The sequence below is a fragment of the Streptomyces krungchingensis genome, from assembly GCF_054729265.1.
On the sequence record NZ_JBPUKY010000001.1, the window covers coordinates 4,991,088 to 5,007,400 of the forward strand.

Consider the following 16,313-nt stretch of genomic DNA (forward strand, 5'->3'; position numbering starts at 1 on the left):
TCATGTCGCAGCCGGCGCTCCGTCCGGAGTTCCACGAGATCGCCAAGCGCGTGAACAACTGGGGCCGTTGGGGGTCGGACGACGAGATCGGGACGCTGAACCTCATCACCGACGAGGTCGTACGGCAGGCCGCCGCGACCGTGCGCTCGGGACGCCGTGTGCCGCTGGCGCTGCCCCTGAGGCAGGACGGCGTACAGACCGGCATGATCCCGGGACGCGTCAATCCGCTGCACGTCATGGTGCAGATCAACCAGGAGCTCTTCGGTCCCGGGACCGTCGCGTGCAGCGACGACGCGGTGACCATGGGGCTCCAGGCGGGCACCCACTGGGACGCCCTCACCCATGTCTCCCACTCCGGGAAGATCTACAACGGCCGCCCGGCCGGCACGGTCACCCCGCACGGCGGCGCCGAGTTCAGCGGGATCGACAAGCCGCGGCACATCGTCTCGCGGGGCGTCCTGCTCGACGTCGCGCGGGCGCGGGGCGTGGAGCGCCTCGACGGCGGGCACGCCGTGACGCCCGACGACCTGGACGCCGCCGAGGAGCTGGCGGGCACCCGGGTCCGGGCGGGAGACGTCGTCCTGGTGCGCACGGGCCAGGTCCAGGTGTATCTCGCCGGGGACAAGCACGCGTACGGCTACCCCTCACCGGGTCTGTCGGTGCACACCCCGGAGTGGTTCCACGCACGCGACGTCGCGGCGGTCGCGAACGACACCCTCACCTTCGAGATCTTCCCGCCCGAGATCGAGGACCTGTGGCTGCCCGTACACGCGCTCGACCTGGTCGAGATGGGCATGCTGCAGGGCCAGAACTGGAATCTCGAAGAGTTGTCCACAGCCTGTGGACAAGAAGGGCGTTACGCGTTCCTGCTGTCGGCGATGCCCGAACCCTTCGTCGGCGGCACGGGGACTCCGGTGGCACCGGTCGCGGTGCTCTGAGGGCCGTCCGTCACGCGGCACGGCGGCCGGCCACCGGCTCCCGCCGCGAACCGCGACGCCCCGAGGCCGGCCGGTGACCGTCATGGACGTGCGTCGACCGCCGTGGTGAGCCGCCCTCGGCCCGCGTCCGGCGCCACCACGAACCGCCGCGGACCTGGATCGGCTGGCGGCGCGTCACTGCGCGCCCCGAGCACGGCACTGCGCGCCGCCATCCGGCTCCGGCGTACCCGCCCTGCTCCTCCTGGCCCGGGGAGGAGCCGACGCCGAATGCGACTCACACTCGCCGAGGGCTCCCGTCACCGGAACCCTCGTCGTCCCCTCGCGGCGAATCGCTGACCACAAGCGTGATCAAACGGACACGCCACGTCAACACCCGCTCGACGGTTCATCCCTGTACATCCCTGTTTGCGACAGCACGGACCGAAGCACACCCCGGCGCATTCGGCCGCGACCGCGGCCCGGCACCGCGGGCCCGTGCGCATGTGCCCGCATCGTGCACCCCGCGCCCCGGCCGGGGCGGACCCGGCCGCATCGAGCCGGAGAAGCCGGCGATACGGAGCATCGGGGACACGGCGGCGCGGTGGCGGCACATCACGGCACGGCGAGCTCGGCACGACGAAGGCACATCACGGCACGGCGAACCCGGCACGACGAAGGCGCTCACGGCTCCGCAGCCCCGGCGCGACCCCGACTGCGCGCCACGGTCGGCGCGGGCGGCTCGGCGGACCGGCCCTGGACCGTCGTGCGGCCCGGGAGATGAGCCCTAGACCGCCTCGTACGCGAAGTCCTCGTAGCCCGGATAGGCGGCGCCCGTCGAGGCGCCCGGTGCGCAGCGGTCCACCTCGCACCAGATCCGCTTGCCGGCGCCCTCGGGGTTCCAGCCCCAGCGGTCCGCGAGTCCGTCGACGAGTTCCAGGCCGCGGCCGTTGGTCTCGTCGCCCTCGGCATGGCGGGGAATCGGGGGCCGGGCGCTGGTGTCGGCCACCTCCAGGCGGACGGTGGCCGCCTCGCACCCGCCCGGCAGGGACAGCCGCAGCACGGCCGGACAGCCGGTGTGCACCACGGCGTTGGTGACGAGTTCGGAGACGAGCAGGATCAGCGTCTCGGCGAGCGGTTCATCGGCCCCTATCCCGGACCCGGCGAGCCTCGACCTGGCCCATCGCCGGGCTCGCCCCACCTCCGCGGGGTCGGGCCGGATCTCCAGCTGCACTTGAAGCACCTGCACCGCTCACACCATCCGAACCGGCGGACACATCGCCTCGCGCCTCACAAGGGCCACGATCGTAGCCATTTTCTGCATGGCCAGAACAAGGATCACGGAACGTGATTCCCTTACGAGACAGCATGGTTGACGTACAGTCACCCCAACAAGCGCTTCGGGCATATTCCAGCGCGAAGGAGTACGCGTGCGGCATACTGTGCGACGCTCGCCATGGGGAGTCGAACAGGCGGGCTCGGGGGCCCGACCCGCCTCACGAGCGGCACGCATCGCCGGATCCGGCGCCGCCTCGCGGGCAACACCGGGATGGCTCAGCCTCAGAACCACTCGCATCCCACACAAGGTACCCGAGCCGGGCGCCGACTCCAGGCCGTGACAAGTCACGCCTAGGACACAACCCGATATCAACGCTCCGTAATTCCGGTATGCCACGATCCGCGACATTTCTCGGCCTCTTCCCGCGACATGCCTGCCCAGGGGCCTTTCAGGCGATCGCCACGGAAAGGCCGTCGGACAGAATGTCCTCACTCTCGGTAGCGCCGCCCGCACGGTGCGTCCGCACCCAGGCCCTCTTCAGATGGAGGTGGACGTCGGACTCCCAGGTGAAGCCCATGCCGCCGTGCACCTGGAGGCAGTCGCGGGCGCCGCGCACGGCGGCCTCGTCGGCGAGCAGCCGGGCCGCGGCGACGTCCACCGGATCCGCGGTCACGGCGGCCGCGTAGACGGCCGCGCGCGCCACCTCCGTCCGCACCAGCATCTGCGCGCACAGGTGCTTCACCGCCTGGAAGGCGCCGATCGGCTGTCCGAACTGCTCGCGCGTCCGGGCGTGTTGCACGGCCAGCTCGCAGGTGCGGGCGGCGCTGCCCAGCTGCTCCGCGGCGGTGAGGAGCGAGGTGAGGAGCCGGGCGACAGCGTCCCGGCCCGCCTCCCGGCCGCCCTCACGGTCCCGGGCCGGGGACGCGGGCACCCGGTGCAGCGGGGTGAGCGGGTCCACCGAGGCCAGCGGTTCGGCGCCGGCCGCGTCCCCGCGTACCGCGTCGGCGGCCTCCAGCCACTCCACGAGACCTCCGTCGACGGCGGTCACCACCGTCTCGCCGGCGGCGGCCCCGGCCACGGCTCCCGCCGCGAGGTGCGTCGCGATCAGCGGTCCGGGCAGCAGCACCCGTCCCGCCTCCTCGAAGACGAGCACCGCTTCCGGAAGGCCCAGCCCGACGCCGCCCTCGGCCTCCGGCAGCCGCAGGGCGAAGAACCCGGCCTCGCCCAGCTCGCGCCACAGGGCCCGGTCCAGGCGCGGCGGCCCGTCGTCGACGGCGGCGCGCAGTCGGTCGCGGCAGAAGCGTGCCGCCAGCCGCTCCCGCACGCCGGACCGCAACGCCTTCTGGTCGTCCGTGAGTTGGAAGTCCATGGCGCGCCGCTCACCGTCCCTTGGGGAGGCCGAGGATGCGCTCGGCCACGATGTTCTGCTGGATCTGCGAGGTGCCGGCCGCGATCGTGTACGACAGCGACGAGAGCCGGTCGAGGGTCCATTCCTGCCCGAGGTCGAGCGCCTCGGGGCCGAGCACCTCGGCCGCGGCGTCGTACAGCTCCTGGCGCGCGTGCGAGTAGCGCAGCTTGAAGACCGAGCCGCCGACGCCTGGCACCGACCCCGTCCGCTGCGCCTCGCCGACGTTCCACTGGGTGAGCCGCCACAGCGCGCGGAACTCGGCGTTCAGCCTGCCCAGGCGGCGGCGCAGCACGGCGTCGTCCCAGCGCCCGTTCTCGTGTGCCCGGCGGGCGAGGGCGCCCAGCACCCGGCGGCAGGCGACGACCTCTCCGACGAAGGCGGTGCCCCGCTCGTAGGACAGCGTCACCATGGTGACCCGCCAGCCGTCGTTCTCGGCGCCGACGCGGTGGCCGACGGGGACGCGCACCTCGTCGAGGAAAACCTCGGCGAACTCGGTGGAGCCCGCGAGGGTCCGCAGCGGCCGGACGGTGATGCCCGGCGCGTCCATGGGCAGGGCGAGCCAGGTGATGCCCCGGTGCCTGGGGGCGTCGGGGTCCGTGCGGACGAGCAGTTCGCACCAGTCCGCGACCTCCGCGTGGGACGTCCAGATCTTGGACCCGCTCACCACGTACTCGTCGCCGTCGCGCCACGCGCGGGTGCGCAGCGCCGCGAGGTCGGAGCCCGCGTCCGGCTCGCTGAAGCCCTGGCACCAGACCTCCTCGCCGCGCAGCACGGGCGGCAGCCAGCGAGCCCGCTGCTCGGCGGTGCCCTCGGAGACGATGGTCGGCCCGGCGTGCAGCAGCCCGACGAAGTTGGCCCCCACATAGGGGGCGCCCGCCTTCTCCGTCTCCTCCAGGTAGATGAGGTGCTGTGTCGGGGTGGCGCCCCGGCCGCCGGCGTCGACGGGCCAGTGCAGTCCGGCGTACCCGGCGTCGTACAACATCCGCTGCCAGCCGAGGTCGTAGGCCCGTCTGCCCGGCCAGTCGTCGGGGGACGGCTTCGCGGGCAGGGTCGGGAGCGCCTTGGCGAGCCACTCGCGCAGCCGGGCCCGGAACTCCTCCTCCTCGGGAGTGTGGTCCAGGTCCACTACAGGTCCAGGTCGAGCATGCGGATCGCGTTGCCGCGCATCAGCTTGTGGATCGTCTCGTCGTCCAGGCCCTTCACGTGGTCGAGGGCGACCTCCTTGGTGTGCGGGAAGGTCGAGTCGACGTGCGGGTAGTCGGTCTCGAAGGTGGCGTTGTCCCGTCCGACGACGTCCAGGGACGCGACTCCGTGCTTGTCGCGGAAGAAGCAGCAGAAGATCTGCCGGTAGTAGTACGTCGACGGGGGTTCCGGGATCGTGTCCCGGACGCCGCCCCAGGCGCGGTGTTCCTCCCAGACGTCGTCGGCGCGTTCCAGGGCGTACGGGATCCAGCCCATCTGGCCCTCGGAGTAGGCGAGTTTGAGCTGCGGGAACTTGACGAGGACCCCGGAGAAGAGGAAGTCCATCATCGAGGCCATCGCGTTGTTGAAGGACAGCGAGGCCTGCACGGCGGGCGGGGCGTCCGGGGACGCGGCGGGCATCTGGCTGCTCGACCCGATGTGCATGTTCACGACCGTGCCGGTCTCCTGGCAGACGGCGAAGAACGGGTCCCAGTAGCCGGAGTGGATGGACGGCAGTCCCAGGTAGGTGGGGATCTCGGAGAAGGTCACGGCCTTCACGCCGCGGGCGGCGTTGCGCCGGATCTCGGCGACCGCGAGGCCGACGTCCCACAGCGGGATCAGGCAGAGCGGGATGAGCCGGCCGCCGCTGTCGCCGCACCACTCGTCGACCATCCAGTCGTTGTAGGCGCGCACGCAGGCCAGGGCCACCTCCTTGTCGTGCGCCTCGGCGAAGGTCTGCCCGCAGAAACGCGGGAAGGTCGGGAAGCAGAGGCTGGCCTCGACGTGGTTGAGGTCCATGTCCCGGAGCCGTTCGACGGGGTCCCAGCAGCCGCGCCGCATCTCCGCGCGGGTGATGCCCTCCAGCGTCATCTCGTCGCGGTCGAAGCCGACGGCGGCGATGTTGCGCTTGTACGGGAACTTGAGGTCCTCGTAGATCCACCAGTCGGTGGGCGGGCCGTCCGGGTCCATCGTGATCTGGTACTTGCCGCCCACATAGGCGAGTTCGCCGATGCCGGCGGTCAGCGGTTTCGGTCCCCGGTCGTGGTACTTCCGCGGCAGCCAGGTCTCGAAGAGGTGCGCGGGCTCGATCACGTGGTCGTCGACGCTGATGATGCGGGGCAGTTCGGTCATGGTTCCCCTCCGCCTGGCGAACTTATCTGATGACCCGTCAGATCTCTCGACACAAGCAGGCTAGCCCCGCACCTATGGACCGACAAGGCGGCGAGCCCTACGCTCTGCCAGGATCTGACTGACCGTCAGCTGAAGTCGGGCCGGCGAAGCCCGGCCGAAGGAGGGCCGACGTGAACGACACCGCACACGCCCTGGGTTCCGCGCGCACGCTCTGGGAACTGGTGGACCGCCGCGCCGCGCTCACCCCCGACCGGCCCGTCCTCCTCCAGGACGACCGGTCGCTGAGTTTCGGCGCGCTGCGCGACCGCGCCGAGCGGGTGGCGGCGGGCCTGTACGACATGGGCGTACGCCCCGGCACCGTGGTGGCCTGGCAGCTGCCCACCCGCATCGAGACGGCGCTGCTGTCCTTCGCGCTGGCCCGGCTCGGCGCCGTGCAGTCCCCGGTCATCCCCTTCTACCGCGACCGCGAGGTGGGCTTCGCCCTGCGCGAGTCCAGGGCGGAGTTCTTCGCGGTGCCGGGCGAGTGGCGGGGCTTCGACCACACCGCGATAGCACGGCGGCTCGGCGCCAAGGGCGTATTCGAGGCGTACGACGCACTGCCGGACGGCGATCCGGCGGTGCTCCCGCCGCCGCCCGCCGACGGCACCTCGGTGCGCTGGATCTACTGGACCTCCGGCACCACCTCCGACCCCAAGGGCGTCCTGCACACGGACCGTTCGCTGATCGCGGGCGGCTCGTGCCTCGCGCACGCGCTGCGCCTGACGGCCGACGACGTGGGCTCGATGGCCTTTCCCTACGCGCACATCGCCGGGCCCGACTACACCGTGATGCTGCTGCTGTACGGCTTCCCGGCCGTGATGTTCGAGCACTTCGCGCTGCCCGCCGCCCTGGAGGACTACCGCCGGCACGGGGTGACGGTGGCCGGCGGCTCCACGGCCTTCTACTCGATGTTCCTCGCCGAACAGCGCAAGCAGCCCGGGGTGCCCGTCGTCCCCACCCTGCGGCTCCTCGCGGGCGGCGGCGCGCCCAAGCCGCCCGAGGTCTACCACTGCGTCGTACGGGAGATGGGGGTGCAGCTCACCCACGGGTACGGGATGACCGAGGTCCCGATGATCACGATGGGCGCGCCGGACGACACCGCCGAGAACCTGGCGACCACGGAGGGCCGGCCCCCGGAGGGCATGGAGATACGGATCGTGGACGGCGAGGTGCGGCTGCGCGGCGAGGCCGTCTGTCAGGGCTACCTGGACGGCGCGCAGACCGCCGCCGCGTTCGACGCGGACGGGTTCCTGGTCACCGGGGACGTCGGGCATCTGACGGAGAGCGGACATCTCGTCCTCACCGGGCGCCTGAAGGACATCATCATCCGCAAGGGCGAGAACATCTCCGCCAAGGAGGTCGAGGACCTGCTGCACCGGCACCCCGGCGTCGCCGACGCCGCGGTGATCGGGCTGCCGGACGCCGAACGCGGCGAGCGCGTCTGCGCGGTGGTCGAACAGCCGCCGGGCGCGGACGTGCTGACCCTGGACGCGGTGACCGCCCACCTGCGCGGGGAAGGGCTGTCCGTCCACAAGCTGCCGGAACAACTGGAGGTGGTGGACGCCCTTCCGCGCAACGACACGCTGCGCAAGGTGCTCAAGTACAAGCTCAGGGAGCGCTATGCGGCACCGTCCGGGCCGGGCGGGGGCCCGGCGGCGCGGGACGGCGCTACTCCGGCACCGTGAAGTAGCAGGCGAACGCGGTCACGATCTCCGCCTCGCCGATCCGGCCGTCGGAGTCCGTGTCGAGCGCGGCCGCGGCCACCGCGGCGACCTCGTCGCGCACGCCGAGCGCCTTGAGGACGCGCTCGGTCTCCTCGACCGTGGCCGCGCCGTCCCCGTCGGAGTCCGCGACGGCGAGGGCCGCGTGCAGGAAGGGACGGGCGATCTCCGCGAACCGCTCGGGGTTGTCGCGCAGCCGCTTGACCGCGCCGCTGACGAACTCCTCGCGGGTGATGCGCTGGTCGCCGTCCCGGTCCGCTATCCCCGCCATGCCCTGCCAGAACGCCTCGGCGCCGCCGTACAGGGCCTGGCCCTTGTCCGACCGGGCCGTCGTACCGAATTCGGCGAGGACCGCCTTGGTCGCGGCGTTGAAGTCCTCACGGTCGATGTAGCCGTTGCCGTCCTGGTCGAAGCCGGCGAACCGGTCGGCAATCCTGCGTTCGTACTCGGTACTGACCATGGTGTGTTCGGACCGCCTTACATCTCAGCCGGTCTCCTGTCTGACCGGACTGGGGTTCATCTGGGACGGAGCGTACGACGCCGGACCCGCCGCGGGCACGGGAAAACGACGGTTGTACCAAGACCGCGGGAATTCTGGGACAACTGTGTGGCACCGGAGGGCCGCGGGGTGGAACACGTCACGCCGACAGGGGGCTGGACTCCTCGTCGACGGCGGAGGTCACGTCCGGGTACACGTCGAAGAGCCGGCGCACGCCGAGGGCGCCGAGGACCCGGTTGACGTGGGAGCCGTCGAGCGCGCCGCGCGCGGGCAGGATCAGTCTCAGCCGGCCCCGGCAGGAGCGGAGGAGCCGGCGGGTGGCGATGAGGACGCCGACACCGCTGGAGTCGCAGAAGAAGACCTCGGAGAGGTCGAGGACGAGACTTCGCCGGCCCTCGGCCACCGCGTCGTGCACCCGCTGGCGCAGGACCGGTGACGTGACGAGATCCAGCTCGCCCGACACCCGGAGCACGGCCCACTCGCCCTGTACGCCGTCGGTCACCTTGAGCGTCACCGCCACGCCTCTCGCTCGCCTCGCCCAATAGAAACGGAAGCAGTCACTTCGCTTCCTTCCAGCGCGGCTGCCCAGCCGTCGTTCCATGAAACACCGGTTCGCACAGGAAGAAACGCCGGTCCACGGTCGAAAATGTCAGCCGAGCGCGCTTTTTCGGACGACTACGGTCTTCTTCGGTCGCGTTTTGATCGGATTCGATGGGGAAGGTGTCGGGCTTCTACCATCTGCGGCTTGTCCAGGGGCGCGTATTGACGTAAAGGGGCGTGCACCGTCAGACGTGCCGACTACATTCGAGACAGCCGTGCACACAGGCTGGACAGGGACAGGACGCACACGGGCACACGCACGGGCGACAGGGACGGGCGCCGGCACGACCAGGGGTGAGGGGGGCCGCATGGCGAAGAGGGACACACCGCCCCGCTGGGACCGCAAGATGCAACAGCGGCTCGCACGCGGGGAGGCCGCGGCGCTCGGTGAGCTCTACGACCGGTTCGCTTCGCTCGTGCACGGTCTGGCCCACCGCGTGCTCGGAGACGAGCGCGCGGCCGACGCGATCACCCGCGAGGTGTTCACCCACGTCTGGGAGAACCCCGAGGCCTACGACCCCAAACAGGGCCCGCTGCGCTCCTGGGTGGCCACGCTCACCCACCGCCTCGCCGTCCAGCGGCTGCGGGTGAACGAGACCGCCGCCCTCGCCCGGGGCGGCCACGGCACCACCGAGGAGCTGGAGCGGAAGGTGCGCAGCGCCTCCGTCGCGGCCCGCGCGGACTACATCGTGACGTCCATGCCGGCCCCGCTGCGGGCCGCGCTGGAGCTCGCGTACTTCCAGCGCCGGGACTACCGCCAGGCCGCCGCCGACCTGGGCGTCACCGAGGACGAGGCCCGCCGCAGGCTCCGTCTCGGACTCCAGCTCCTGTCCACCGCCCACGACGCCGGCCCCGCCGGCGCCCCGCCCGAGTACGGGGGTGCGCGGTGAACGGACGACCCGACCGGTCCGAGGCCTTCGACGAGCACGAGGCCCACGGGCCCGGCGCATACGGGCCCGACGGACGCGACGGACACGGACGCGGCGCGCTCGAAGCACACGCCGCACACGCCGCACACGCCGCACACGACGAGCACGACGACCGGGAAGAGGCCCCCGACAGCAGCCCCTGGGAGGACGCGCCCGACGAGCGGACGGACACCGGGCACGGCACGGACGCCGGCGCGGCACCGCACGACGGCCCCGGCTCCCCGGCGGGCGGCGATCCGGCCGGTCCGGGCGGCCCCGGCTCCCCGGAGCACTCAGGCGCCGCCGGACAGCCGGGCGGGCCCCCGCGCATACCGCTGCCCCGCTCCTCGGTCGAGGACACCGGACTCCCGCTGCCCGACCCGGCCCCCGCCACCGCCACCGCCCCGGCGCCGCTCGTCCTCGACCACCGGGTGCTGAAGTCCCTGCTCGGCGCATGGGCGCTGGCCGCCTGCTCGGCGGAGGAGACGGGGGCCGTCGAGGAGCATCTCGGGGACTGCGGCTCCTGCGCCGACGAGGCGCTGCGGCTGCGCGAGGCGGTCGGGCTGCTGCATCCGCCCGAGAGCCTCGACCTCGACCCGACGCTGCGCACCCGTGTCCTGGAGAGCTGCCTCGACCGGCGCCCGCCGCGCATCCCGGTGCCCGACTGGGCGGATCCGTACGACGCCGAGACCGCCCGGCTCGACGCACTGCTCCAGGACATCGGGGGCGCCGAGTGGCATGCGCCGGTGCGGCTGCGCTGGTTCGCCGCCGACCGGCCGGTGAGCCGCCGTACGACGGTCGCCGGGGTCATCGCGCATCTGCTGAGCGTCGACGGGCTCGTCGCGACGGCGCTCGGCCTGGAGGACCCGCTCGGCCCGGCCGTCCCGGAGTCCGCGGACCCCGCCACCCCGGAGGGCCGCACCGAGGCGTACTGGCGTGCCTCGCACTTCCCGCCCACCCGGGCCGTGCGCCTGCCCTGGCGGGAGCAGAGCCACCATCTCGTCCGTACGGTGTCGTTCGCCGTCGAGGGGGCGTCGGCGGGCGAGGCCGGGACCGGCTCGGGCGGTCTGACCGTGGCGTACGGCGGCTTCGGACTGCCGCTGAGCGACGCGATGCTGGACCGCGCCTTCGAGTGCTGGGTGCACGCGGGCGACATCGCGGAGGCCGTCGACTACCCGTACGAGCCGCCCGCGCCCCGGCATCTGCACAAGATGATCGACCTGGCCGCGCGGATGCTGCCCGCCACGCTCGCCGGGCGCCGGCGTGCGGGGCTCTCCGAGGCCCCGTCCCGTCATCTCGTCGCCGCGGGGGCGCCGGGGCGCAGCCTGCGCCTGGAGATCGAGGGGTCCGGGGGCGGTGAGTGGATGATCCCGCTCGACTCGCCGGGCGCGGTCGGTTCCACGGAGCGGGAGGTGGCCCATGTCGCGCTGGACGGCGTGGAGTTCTGCCGCCTCGCCGCGGGCCATGTCTCCCCGCAGGAGGCCGCCGCCGGTCAGGACGGCGACCGCGAGGCGATCAGGGACGTGCTCTTCGCCGCGGCGTCGCTGAGCCGGATGTAGTCGCCGAGGCCGATGCAGTCGCCGAGTCGGATACAAGGGGTGAGCCCCCTTGCGGCGGCTCGGGACGGCCCTGAGGGCTGTCCCGTGATCCCCGGTGGATCAGCGCGCGGCGTCGGATGCGGTGCATCGCAAGGCAGAGGGGCGTCCTCATACTGGGCGTATTCGGGCGGCCCTCCAACGCGGCGAGGTGCCGTAGCTGTCGTCGTGCGCCCGCCGGGGAGCACGGGACAGCCCTCAGGCGAAGACCACCGTCCGGCGCCCGTTCAGCAGGATCCTGCGCTCCGCGTGCCACTTGACGGCCCGCGCCAGCGCCTGGCACTCCACGTCACGGCCGATGGCGACCAGCTGGTCGGGCGTCACGTCGTGGCCGACCCGCTCGACCTCCTGCTCGATGATCGGGCCCTCGTCGAGGTCGGCGGTGACGTAGTGCGCGGTCGCGCCGATCAGCTTGACGCCCCGGGCATGGGCCTGGTGGTAGGGCTTCGCGCCCTTGAAGCTCGGCAGGAAGGAGTGGTGGATGTTGATGATCCGCCCGCTGAGCTGCTTGCACAGGTCGTCGGAGAGGACCTGCATGTAGCGGGCCAGGACGACGAGTTCGACGTTCTCGCCGCGGACCAGTTCGAGGAGCTGGGCCTCGGCCTCCGCCTTCGTGTCCTTGGTCACCGGGATGTGGTGGAAGGGGACGTCGTACGACGCCACGAGCTCGGCGAAATCGGTGTGGTTGGAGACCACGGCGGCGATGTCGACGGGCAGCGCGCCGATCCGTGCGCGGAACAGCAGGTCGTTCAGGCAGTGGCCGAACTTGCTGACCATGAGGACGACCCGCATCCGGTCCTCGGCACGGTGGATCTGCCACTCCATGTGGAAGGAGTCACCGATCGCCGCGAAACTCGCCCGCAGTTTGTCCACGGTCACCGGCGCCTCCGCCGAGAAGTGGACCCGCATGAAGAACAGTCCCGTGTCGTGGTCGCCGAACTGCTGACTGTCCTCGATGTTGCAGCCGGTCATGAACAGATAGCTCGACACGGCGTGCACGATCCCCTGCTTGTCCGGGCAGGAGAGGATCAGGACGTACTGCTCGGCGGCGGGTGCGGCCCCGCGGACGGACTGCTCATTCATGCAGCACAGGGTCCCATATCAGACCCCCGCGGCGGGCAGCCGTCCCGCCACACGGACGCCGTCGGGGCGTGGCGGGCGCTAAGGGCTGTCCCGTCATCCCTGGCGGGCACACGACGACAGCTACGGCACCTCGCCGCGTTGTCGGATCGCCCGAATACACCCAGTATGAGGACGACCCTCCGCCTTGCCTTGCGATGCACCGCATCCGACGCCGCGCGCTGATCCACCAGGGATTACGGGACAGCCCTCAGGCCGAGCGCGTCAGGATGCGCAGCACTTCGAGCGTGCGCGGCGGGGTGTCGGGGTCCTCACCGTCGCTCGCCGCCAGCCGCACGTGCGCGTCGCGCGCGGCGCGCACGGCCTCCGGCCAGGCGTGGTGGTCGAGGTACGCGGAGACCGGCGCGTCGGGCCCGACCTGGTGCATGATCCGCAGCACGCGCAGCACCGCGGTGTCGACGAGGGCCGCCTCCTGGGAGTCCCGGAATATCGTGCCGACGTACTTCTCGGCGGACCAGTTGTCCAGCCAGGTGTCCTCGACCAGGCGGTACACGGCGTCGGTGACGTCCCCGTACCCGTCGATGCCCGCGAGCCAGACGTCACGCTGGAACACGGGGTCGGAGAGCATGTGCAGCGCGGAGCGCACATTGCTGCGCCAGCGCCACCACGGCATGTCGTTGAGTGGCATGCCGCCCATGGTGGATGAGCGACGGCCGCGACGGGAAGAGTTCTCCGAACCTTGCACGGTCATCGATCGTACGTTCCCCGCGAAATCCGGATCACAGGCCCCCGTAATTCACCTCTGTGTCACCTTCCGTTGACCACGGGTCACTCGAAGGTTAGTGATGTGACGGAATCGTGCGTGTCCATGACCGGCAGTCGGCGTACGCGCACCAGCTCCTCCGTCCTCCCCCGGCCCCTGAGGGCCACGCTGCTGTCCGCGGGCGCGCTGGCCGCGTGTGCGTCGATCGCCGTCGGATGCGGGGTCATCCCTGGTGCCACGGGGGGTTCCGGGGACGACTCCGTCACCGTCATGACCTGGGCGCCCGAGAAGACCGCGGCGACCAACAAACCCGGCATGCCCGCCATGGCGAAGGCCTACGCCCGCTGGGTCAACGCGCACGGCGGGATCAACGGCCACCCGCTCAAGGTGCTCACCTGCAACGACCACAACGACGCCGTGTTCGCCGCGCAGTGCGCGCAGCGCGCGGCGAAGGAGAACGTCGTCGCGGTCGTGGGCTCCTACAGCCAGCACAGCCGGGACTTCCTCGCTCCGCTGGAGAGCGCGGGCATCCCGTACATCGGCGGCTACGGCGTCACCGACGACGAATTCACCAGCCCGCTGTCCTACCCCGTCAACGGTGGCGAGCCCGCGCTGCTGGCCGGGCTCGGCGAACAGCTCGGCAAGAACTGCGGTCCGGTCGCGCTGATCCGTCCCGACACCATCGCCGGCGACCAGCTCCCGGTGCTGCTCGACTCGGGCCTGAAGTCGCGGGCCCACTCGGCCGCGGCGGACCAGCGGGCCGCCGAGGACGCGACGGAGTACGCGCGGCAGACGCAGCAGGCGCTCACCCACGCCACCTCCGACCCGGCCGAGCGGGGCTGTGTGGTGCCCGCGCTCGGTGACCGCACGGACACCTTCATGGACTCCTTCCGGCGCGACCGCCAGAACTATCCGAAGGTGAGCACGGGCACGGTGCTCGGCAGCGTCGACCAGTCGCTGATCGACGCCACGGGCGGCAAGTCCAGCCCGTACGAGGGCTCCTACGTCACCGGCTGGTACCCGACCTCGAACGACTCCCGCTGGGACCAGATGCGCTCCGTGATCAAGGAGCAGGCCTTCGGCGACAACCGGATCGACCCCGCGGACGCCGGAGTGCAGACCACCTGGATCGCGTACACCGTGCTGAAGGCGGTCATCGAGTCGCTCGGCGACCAGAAGGTGACCTCACTGGCCATCCGGCGCGCCCTCGACAACGGACTGAAGGTGACCACGGGCGGGCTCACCCCGACGCTCAGCTGGCGTTTCGAGGACCTGATCGCGGCCGTCGACTTCCCGCGCCTGGTCAACGCCGACGTCACCTTCCAGGTGGTCCGCCAGGGTCTGCTGACCTCGGAGCGGCGCGGGTTCGTGAACGTGTCCAGGACGCTGGAGAACGCGGACTGAGATCGCCCGCGCCCTCCCGCCGTCAGGGGCGGCTCACAGCTGGATCCGCGTCCGCTGCGTCAGTCCGTACTTGGACGCGATGGAGTTCCACAGCCGGGCGGCCTTCTCCTTCTCCGTGGAGGCCGTGCCGCTGGCCCGGGTGGCCGCCTGGGTCTGCCCGGTCTCGCGGGCATGGCCCTTGCGGCAGCCCTTCTTGCCGCCGACCTGGTCGGCCCAGGCCGCGTAGTGGTTGTCGGCCGACTGCGAGGCCTTCCAGGCGTTGGTGAGCGCGGTGGACAGCGCGGCGTGGTTCGGGAGCTTGTCCATGGACAGCGCGCCGAGCCGGGTGACCAGCTCGCCCCGCTGCTTCGCCGCGTCACGCAGATCACCGGCCGCCTGGTCCAGGTTGTTGCAGGCCCGCACGTTCGCCACGGCCTTGATCACCGAGTCCCGGCTGTTGCTGCTGTCCGCGAGGAGCTTGTCCAGCTCGACGGCCTGCGCCTTGACCGGGTCCGCGGCCGGCGACGCCGATTCCTGCGTGGCGGGAGCCGTCGCCGACACGGTCTTGCTGCCGTCGTCCTTGCTGTCGGAGTCCCCGCCGCCGCTGAGCAGCGCACCGGCGCCGACACCGAGCACGGCGATACCGATGCCGATGGCCGCGATCACCGGGATACGTGAGCCGCTGCGCCCGCCGCGGCCGCCGCCCTCCTCGAAGTCGGAGGTGCCGCCGCGCCGTGCGGCGGCCCGGCCGCCGGGGGCGGGTGACGGGTACGGGGCCTGCGCGCCGTACGGGGTCTGCTGGGCCGAGGGGTCGAAGCGCGGCATCTGCTGCGTCGACGCCGGCCCCTCCGGCTCGCTGCGGAAGAGGTTGTCGAACTCCGCCGGGGGCTGCCGGTCCTCCGGCGCGCCCGGACGTATGCCGTACGGCTCCGATCCGGGCTGTGCGGGAACGGGGGCGATGAACTGGGTGGCCTCGGCGTCCGGGTGCCCGGCGGTGGGCAGCTGCCCGGCCTCGGGGCCGCCCTGCGGCGCCCGGCCGAGGAACTGCGTGGCGTCGCCGGCCGGCATCTCGGGCGGCAGTGCCCCCGGGCCGACCGGCGGGATGAACTGGGTGGCGCCCTCGTCGGGCGTGGCGGGGACGGGCGGGATGAACTGGGTCGCTCCCTCGTCACCGGCCGGGGCGGGCGGCATGTGAGGTATGTACTGCGTGGCGCCGTCGACGGCAGCGGGCGGCAGCGGCGCCCCGGGGGCGCCGTACCCGTCGCCGGCCTGCGGAAGAGCAGCGCCAGGGGTGCCGTACCCGCTCGTTTCCTGCGGGAGGGCGGTGCCGGGGTGCTGCACCGGGGGCGGGTAACCGTACCCGCCGCCCGGTACACCGAAGGGGGCCTGCGCGCCCTCGGGGGGCAGCGGGCCCGCACCGGCCGGCGGCTGCGGGGCGAATCCCTGCGGCTGCTGAGCCGCGTGCGCGCCGGAGGCGGCCCAGCCCTGGGAGGGGTGGGAGGTGCCCCAGTCGGAGGCGGGCGCGGCCGGTGCCGGCGGCTCGGCGGCTCCCCATGCCTGGGCGTCGTTCTCGGGCGCCCCCCAGCCCTCGGCGCCGCCGGGCGCGGGCGCGGCCGACTGGTCCGGGCCCCACGGCCGGCCCCAGGCCTGGCCGCCCGCCGGGGTCGCGGCGTCACCCGCCGTACCGGGCAGCAGGGGCGCGCCACCGTCGGAGGGCAGCACGATGCCTTCGTGCGCGGGCCGCGCCGAGGGCTCCTCGCCCTGTCCACTCTGCGTCACCGGGACTCCTACGAATGGGGGACCTTCGGAAT

The 16,313-nt window shown here is 72.3% G+C and carries 14 protein-coding genes; 5 read left to right on the plus strand and 9 right to left on the minus strand.

Annotated features, from left to right (window positions below; genetic code table 11):
• Positions 1–2 precede the first annotated feature (2 nt).
• Positions 3–938 carry a cyclase family protein gene (locus ACSYGO_RS21915; RefSeq protein WP_426677556.1) on the plus strand — a complete coding sequence of 312 codons (936 nt, stop codon included), beginning with the start codon at positions 3–5 and terminating at the stop codon, positions 936–938.
• Between the two features lie 763 nt (positions 939–1,701).
• On the opposite strand, the gene ACSYGO_RS21920 is transcribed toward ACSYGO_RS21915, so the two are convergent.
• The 4 genes from ACSYGO_RS21920 to ACSYGO_RS21935 form a co-directional block, all read right to left on the minus strand.
• Positions 1,702–2,163, minus strand: coding sequence for an ATP-binding protein (locus ACSYGO_RS21920; protein WP_078629236.1), 462 nt, complete (start codon positions 2,161–2,163; stop codon positions 1,702–1,704).
• Between the two features lie 478 nt (positions 2,164–2,641).
• Entirely contained in the window at positions 2,642–3,562 is a 921-nt protein-coding gene (locus ACSYGO_RS21925; RefSeq protein ID WP_460387331.1) for an acyl-CoA dehydrogenase family protein, read from the minus strand.
• 10 nt (positions 3,563–3,572) lie between these two features.
• On the minus strand, positions 3,573–4,727 hold the full coding sequence (locus tag ACSYGO_RS21930) for an acyl-CoA dehydrogenase (RefSeq protein ID WP_460387333.1): 1,155 nt from the start codon (positions 4,725–4,727) through the stop codon (positions 3,573–3,575).
• Positions 4,727–5,914 (minus strand): amidohydrolase family protein, encoded by a 1,188-nt coding sequence (locus ACSYGO_RS21935; protein ID WP_426677553.1) that lies wholly within the window; start codon positions 5,912–5,914, stop codon positions 4,727–4,729. Before ACSYGO_RS21935 ends, ACSYGO_RS21930 begins: the two co-directional genes overlap by 1 nt.
• 170 nt (positions 5,915–6,084) lie before the next feature.
• Here ACSYGO_RS21935 and ACSYGO_RS21940 point away from each other — a divergent pair, with 170 nt between their 5' ends.
• Positions 6,085–7,638: a class I adenylate-forming enzyme family protein gene (locus tag ACSYGO_RS21940; protein WP_460387335.1), complete on the plus strand. Its 1,554-nt coding sequence runs from the start codon at positions 6,085–6,087 to the stop codon at positions 7,636–7,638.
• On the opposite strand, the gene ACSYGO_RS21945 is transcribed toward ACSYGO_RS21940, so the two are convergent.
• Together ACSYGO_RS21945 and ACSYGO_RS21950 are read right to left on the minus strand one after the other, a co-directional pair.
• The gene (locus ACSYGO_RS21945; protein WP_426677551.1) at positions 7,622–8,134 is read right to left on the minus strand and encodes an EF-hand domain-containing protein; all 513 of its coding nucleotides are present in this window, start codon (positions 8,132–8,134) and stop codon (positions 7,622–7,624) included. The two genes, ACSYGO_RS21940 and ACSYGO_RS21945, sit on opposite strands and share 17 nt — an antisense overlap.
• A 178-nt stretch (positions 8,135–8,312) precedes the next feature.
• Entirely contained in the window at positions 8,313–8,693 is a 381-nt protein-coding gene (locus ACSYGO_RS21950) for an STAS domain-containing protein (protein WP_426677550.1), read from the minus strand.
• 388 nt (positions 8,694–9,081) lie between these two features.
• Between ACSYGO_RS21950 and ACSYGO_RS21955 the strand changes: the two genes are divergently transcribed.
• Both ACSYGO_RS21955 and ACSYGO_RS21960 read left to right on the plus strand, forming a co-directional pair.
• Positions 9,082–9,663, plus strand: coding sequence for a sigma-70 family RNA polymerase sigma factor (locus tag ACSYGO_RS21955; RefSeq protein ID WP_426677549.1), 582 nt, complete (start codon positions 9,082–9,084; stop codon positions 9,661–9,663).
• Positions 9,660–11,240, plus strand: coding sequence for an MDMPI N domain containing protein (locus tag ACSYGO_RS21960; protein WP_460387338.1), 1,581 nt, complete (start codon positions 9,660–9,662; stop codon positions 11,238–11,240). Before ACSYGO_RS21955 ends, ACSYGO_RS21960 begins: the two co-directional genes overlap by 4 nt.
• Before the next feature lie 234 nt (positions 11,241–11,474).
• Here ACSYGO_RS21960 and purU read toward each other — a convergent pair whose 3' ends face one another.
• Together purU and ACSYGO_RS21970 are read right to left on the minus strand one after the other, a co-directional pair.
• Entirely contained in the window at positions 11,475–12,359 is an 885-nt protein-coding gene (gene purU / locus ACSYGO_RS21965; protein WP_095935044.1) for a formyltetrahydrofolate deformylase, read from the minus strand.
• Between the two features lie 247 nt (positions 12,360–12,606).
• Entirely contained in the window at positions 12,607–13,107 is a 501-nt protein-coding gene (locus tag ACSYGO_RS21970) for an SCO4402 family protein (RefSeq protein WP_426677547.1), read from the minus strand.
• Positions 13,108–13,224: 117 nt separating this feature from the next.
• Here ACSYGO_RS21970 and ACSYGO_RS21975 point away from each other — a divergent pair, with 117 nt between their 5' ends.
• On the plus strand, positions 13,225–14,523 hold the full coding sequence (locus ACSYGO_RS21975) for an ABC transporter substrate-binding protein (RefSeq protein ID WP_426677546.1): 1,299 nt from the start codon (positions 13,225–13,227) through the stop codon (positions 14,521–14,523).
• A 33-nt stretch (positions 14,524–14,556) separates the two neighbouring features.
• Here ACSYGO_RS21975 and ACSYGO_RS21980 read toward each other — a convergent pair whose 3' ends face one another.
• A complete protein-coding gene (locus ACSYGO_RS21980; RefSeq protein ID WP_460387340.1) occupies positions 14,557–16,281 on the minus strand; it encodes a hypothetical protein in 1,725 nt (574 codons plus the stop codon).
• Positions 16,282–16,313 lie beyond the last annotated feature (32 nt).

Bases quoted from the DNA above. Each gene is read 5' to 3' on its own strand.
- purU (WP_095935044.1), bottom strand. From the start codon at position 12,359: ATGAATGAGCAGTCCGTCCGCGGGGCCGCACCCGCCGCCGAGCAGTAC.
- ACSYGO_RS21915 (WP_426677556.1), top strand. From the start codon at position 3: ATGTCGCAGCCGGCGCTCCGTCCGGAGTTCCACGAGATCGCCAAGCGC.
- ACSYGO_RS21970 (WP_426677547.1), bottom strand. From the start codon at position 13,107: ATGACCGTGCAAGGTTCGGAGAACTCTTCCCGTCGCGGCCGTCGCTCA.
- ACSYGO_RS21925 (WP_460387331.1), bottom strand. From the start codon at position 3,562: ATGGACTTCCAACTCACGGACGACCAGAAGGCGTTGCGGTCCGGCGTG.
- ACSYGO_RS21975 (WP_426677546.1), top strand. From the start codon at position 13,225: ATGACCGGCAGTCGGCGTACGCGCACCAGCTCCTCCGTCCTCCCCCGG.
- ACSYGO_RS21935 (WP_426677553.1), bottom strand. From the start codon at position 5,914: ATGACCGAACTGCCCCGCATCATCAGCGTCGACGACCACGTGATCGAG.
- ACSYGO_RS21945 (WP_426677551.1), bottom strand. From the start codon at position 8,134: ATGGTCAGTACCGAGTACGAACGCAGGATTGCCGACCGGTTCGCCGGC.
- ACSYGO_RS21955 (WP_426677549.1), top strand. From the start codon at position 9,082: ATGGCGAAGAGGGACACACCGCCCCGCTGGGACCGCAAGATGCAACAG.